2 protein-coding genes are annotated in these 4073 nt (G+C 39.9%); both read right to left on the bottom strand.

Annotation, left to right across the window (positions count from 1 at the left end; translation table 11 throughout):
- Positions 1-346: 346 nt before the first annotated feature.
- On the bottom strand, positions 347-3571 hold the full coding sequence (gene carB, locus AC3AX0_RS08630; protein ID WP_487549894.1) for a carbamoyl-phosphate synthase large subunit: 3225 nt from the start codon (positions 3569-3571) through the stop codon (positions 347-349).
- Between the two features lie 103 nt (positions 3572-3674).
- Entirely contained in the window at positions 3675-3944 is a 270-nt protein-coding gene (locus AC3AX0_RS08635) for a barstar family protein (protein ID WP_487549895.1), read from the bottom strand.
- Positions 3945-4073: the final 129 nt, after the last annotated feature.

Genomic DNA, 4073 nt, shown 5'->3' on the forward strand with positions numbered 1-4073 from the left:
TCTACCAATATTATAACGGGCATTAATTTCACTACTTCTTTGTAGTTGCCTTATATAGTATATATGATAAAGGTAAAAATAGCTACATATTTATTTTTTGTGTTACAATATCATTAGTTTCAATGCTTCTGATAGGCTAGTCTCTGTGCTCCATCCTTAGTATATATTATTCCACACTGGATAAATCCTCTCTTCTCCAGCATTCTTTGCATGGCAATGTTGTCCCTATGAGTATCTATTTTAAGGTTTCTGCATTCCTTGTAACACCACTAATTGTAGTATATATTGCTCAAAAAATCAAAAAAGATGCTTCTCAGCACCTTTCATTGAATACTATTAAAATATTTTATTCTGTTATGTCGCTGTGGTAAGACTGGAGCGATTTCTTTTCAGATGTAGATTCACCATTCTTAATATATGCATCGATACCATTGGCGCTGGCAAGAGCCGCTGTCATGGCAGTAATATAAGGCACCTTGTGCTTGATTGCTATCTTTCTGATGAATGAATCATCGATCTCACTAAGCTTGGACATAGGTGTATTAATTATATAATTAATTTCATCGTTTGCGATGGCATCAGCTATATTCGGTCTTCCCTGATGAACCTTTTTAATCACTTCACAGTTGACACCATTTTCTTTCATATACTTGCATGTTCCGTCTGTAGCAACAATATTGAACCCTATCTCTTCAAACTTACTTGCCGCTATTAGGGCCTCAGCTTTGTCCTTGTCATTGACACTGATAAGTACCGTTCCTTTAAGGGGCAGGTGAATTCCTGCTGCTTCCTTAGCTTTGAAATATGCCAGTTCGAAAGACTTGGCCATACCAAGAACCTCACCTGTAGACTTCATTTCAGGTCCCAATACAGGATCAACCTCAGGAAACTTATCAAATGGCAACACCGCAGCCTTAACTCCGAAGTGAGGAATCTTCTTGTTCTTCATATCCTTGACCGGATAGTCCTTTCCTTCATGCTTGGCCATCATAATTTTTGTGGCTATTGTAGCCATCGGAATATTGCAGACCTTGGAAACCAGGGGCACAGTCCTTGAAGCTCTTGGATTGGCTTCAAGTACATAGACCTTATCATCGGCAATGGCATACTGCATATTCATAAGTCCCACAACCTTCATCTCGGCTGCAATACGTTTTGTATAATCTATAATAGTATTTATATGTTTTTCAGCTATGCCTACTGGTGGAATTACACAGGCAGAGTCCCCTGAGTGAATGCCAGCATACTCGATATGCTCCATTACTGTAGGCACAAAGGCATCTGTACCATTTGATATGGCGTCAGCTTCAGCCTCAGTAGCACTTCCCAGGAATCTATCAACAAGAATTGGTCTCTCCGTTGTCACACCGATGGCTTCCTTCATGTATGTGTTGAGCATACTTTCGTCATGGACAATTTCCATTCCTCGGCCTCCCAGTACATAAGATGGTCTAACCATAAGTGGATATCCTATTCTCTCGGCTATGACAAGAGCTTCATCTATATTGACTGCCATACCTGATTCAGGCATTGGAATCTCCAACTTGTCCATAATTTCATTGAACTGCTCCCTATCTTCTGCCAGATCAATAGTCTCTATGGAAGTACCTAGGATGTTAACTCCAGCTTCCTGAAGTTCTGCTGCTATATTAAGTGGAGTCTGTCCGCCGAATTGCACTATGACACCGACAGGTTTTTCCTTCTCATAGATACTAAGTACATCCTCTACTGTAAGAGGCTCAAAATATAGCTTGTCCGATGTATCGTAATCCGTTGATACAGTCTCAGGATTACAGTTGACCATTACTGTCTCATATCCCAAATTCTTAAGGGCAAATGCAGCATGAACACAACAATAGTCGAACTCTATTCCTTGACCGATTCTGTTTGGTCCGCCGCCAAGTATCATAACCTTTGGCTTATCACTTGCAGTAGTAGTATCCGGTGCATTGTATGTTGAGAAATAATACGATGCATTCTCAACTCCACTTACAGGTACTGCCTCCCATCCTTCAACAACTCCCAGAGCTATCCTCTGGTCTCTAATTTCTTTTTCAGCTATACCAAGATGCTTAGCAAGGTATCTGTCTGCGAAACCGTCTTTCTTTGCCTGTACCAGAAGTTCGTTTGGAACAGCACTTCCCTTGTATTTGAGGATTTCCTCTTCAAGGTCCACTAATTCCTTCATCTGATTCAGGAAATATGGTTTTATATATGTTTTTTCATAGAGCTTGTCAATGTCGGCTCCCTTTCTAATTGCTTCATACATTATAAACTGTCTCTCACTTGAAGGCTCATTTAACTTAGTCATAAGCTCTTCCAATGACAGTTTATTAAAATTCTTTGCAAAACCAAGACCGTATCGATCTATCTCTAGGGATCTTATAGCCTTTTGAACTGCTTCCTTATAGTTCTTTCCTATACTCATGACTTCGCCAACTGCACTCATCTGAGTGCCTAGCTTGTCCTTTGAACCAACAAATTTTTCAAATGCCCATCTGGCAAACTTGATTACCACGTAGTCTCCTGAAGGTGTGTATTTATCTAAAGTCCCATCTCTCCAGTATGGAATCTCGTCCAAAGTCAACCCGCAGGCAAGCATGGCTGAAATAAGGGCGATTGGAAAACCTGTAGCTTTTGAAGCAAGAGCCGAAGACCTTGATGTCCTAGGGTTGATTTCTATGATTACAATACGGTCAGACTTTGGATCATAAGCGAACTGAACATTGGTTCCACCTATTACCTCAATTGCCTCAACTACATCGTAAGAATGCTTCTGTAGTCTCTTCTGAAGGTCCTCGCTGATATTAAGCATTGGAGCTGAACAGAAGGAGTCTCCCGTATGGACACCGATGGCATCTATATTTTCTATGAAACAAACTGTTATCATCTGGTTTTTGGCATCACGTACTACTTCAAGCTCCAGCTCTTCCCAACCTAGAACAGACTCTTCAATAAGTATCTGGCCTACCATACTGGCTGATATACCCCTTGAAGCTATTGTCTTCAACTCGTCTACGTTGTATACAAGACCTCCACCTGAACCACCCATTGTATATGCAGGTCTGACAACTACGGGGTATCCCAGATCCTTGGCTATTACTTCAGCTTCTTCAACACTATAGGCCGCTTCACTCTTTGGCATTTCAATACCAAGTTTGTTCATTGTTTCCTTAAAAGCGATACGGTCCTCGCCTCTTTCTATTGCATCCATCTGAACACCGATTACCTTAACGCCGTATTTATCCAAAACACCATGCTTGTGAAGATCTGAGCAAAGGTTAAGGGCAGTCTGTCCACCAAGATTTGGCAATACAGCATCCACATTCTCCTTCTCAAGAATCTCTATGATGCTCTTCTCGTTCAAGGGCTCTATGTATGTAACATCAGCAATCTCAGGATCCGTCATTATTGTTGCAGGGTTGGAATTAACAAGTACTATCTCATATCCAAGATTTCTAAGGGCCTTACAGGCTTGAGTGCCTGAATAGTCAAACTCGCAGGCTTGTCCAATAACAATTGGACCTGACCCGATAATCAGAATCTTATTTATATCATCTCTTTTTGGCATATTTGCCTCCCAATTTCATTTTATGTTCTAAATATTGTAACACAAAATGAAAATAAATCCAGCTTTTTGTTTTTTTATTCACGAGTTTTTTCAACTCATTTAATTACGAAATATCCAAAATAATATTATCGTTTTCTATGGATACATCCTTGAAGACATCAAGGAGTGAATTGCCGTATGGTCCCAATAATTTGACCATATCATCGCTGTTGATTAATTTTATTTCAACAGGTGCTGTTTTTTCATTAAGCAAATCACACAAGGCATCCAGATTATTTCCATAGTGTTCAGGAAAATCAAGCATTTCTTTCAGGTATTCATGAGCCCTTTCTTTCGATGTCATTTCTGAACCGTTAATAATTATCCTAGTCATCTGTATCCTCCATTGTAGTTTATATCGCATTCGTACCATTTTCTATTTCCCGACTTAGTATGAATCAAAGCTTAAACAGAAGCTCTCTTTAACAGACCTTCCTTCACAGACTCAAAAAGATACAAATAC

It is taken from the genome of Dethiosulfatibacter sp., assembly GCF_983023055.1.

Coding starts and splice junctions, on each gene's coding strand:
- carB (WP_487549894.1), bottom strand. CDS start 3,571: ATGCCAAAAAGAGATGATATAAATAAGATTCTGATTATCGGGTCAGGT.
- AC3AX0_RS08635 (WP_487549895.1), bottom strand. CDS start 3,944: ATGACTAGGATAATTATTAACGGTTCAGAAATGACATCGAAAGAAAGG.